Origin of the sequence: Actinospica durhamensis, assembly GCF_018139695.1 — a bacterium.
Taxonomy (GTDB): Bacteria; Actinomycetota; Actinomycetes; order Streptomycetales; family Catenulisporaceae; genus Actinospica; species Actinospica durhamensis.
In genome coordinates this window covers 1-409 of the sequence record NZ_JAGSOG010000830.1, presented here as the reverse complement: position 1 = coordinate 409, position 409 = coordinate 1, and the positions used below count along the sequence as shown (strand labels likewise).

Genomic DNA, 409 nt, shown 5'->3' with positions numbered 1-409 from the left:
CCAAGCAGAATCGCCACGCCGAACCCGGTCGAGGCGATGACCATCGAACGTATCCCGGTGCGCCCCCGCGCCGCCGTCACCAGCCCGCCGAGCACCGCCCCGACCCCCATCGCGGCGGTCATGAACCCGTAGGCCTCCGAGCCGCCGTGGAACGTGTGCTGGACGAACACCGGCAGCGACACCTGGAACTCGAAGGCCAGCAGCCCGACGAGCCCCATCATGCAGAGCGGCACGGCGATATGCCGCGTACTGGCCGCGTACCGCAACCCCTCCCGCAACTGCCCCCGCGCCCGCGGCATCGGCAAACTCGGCCGCAGCTTGCTGCGATCGATCAGCAGCAGCGACGTCACGACGGCGACGAAACTCGCCGCGTTGAACAGGAAACACGCCCCGACCCCCACCGTCGCGA

General features: G+C 69.9%; 1 protein-coding gene. It reads right to left on the bottom strand.

From position 1 onward, the window contains the following. Window positions 1-350: MFS transporter (locus KDL01_RS42430; RefSeq protein WP_307846822.1), on the bottom strand; the 350-nt coding region annotated here is incomplete at its 3' end. Window positions 351-409: the final 59 nt, after the last annotated feature.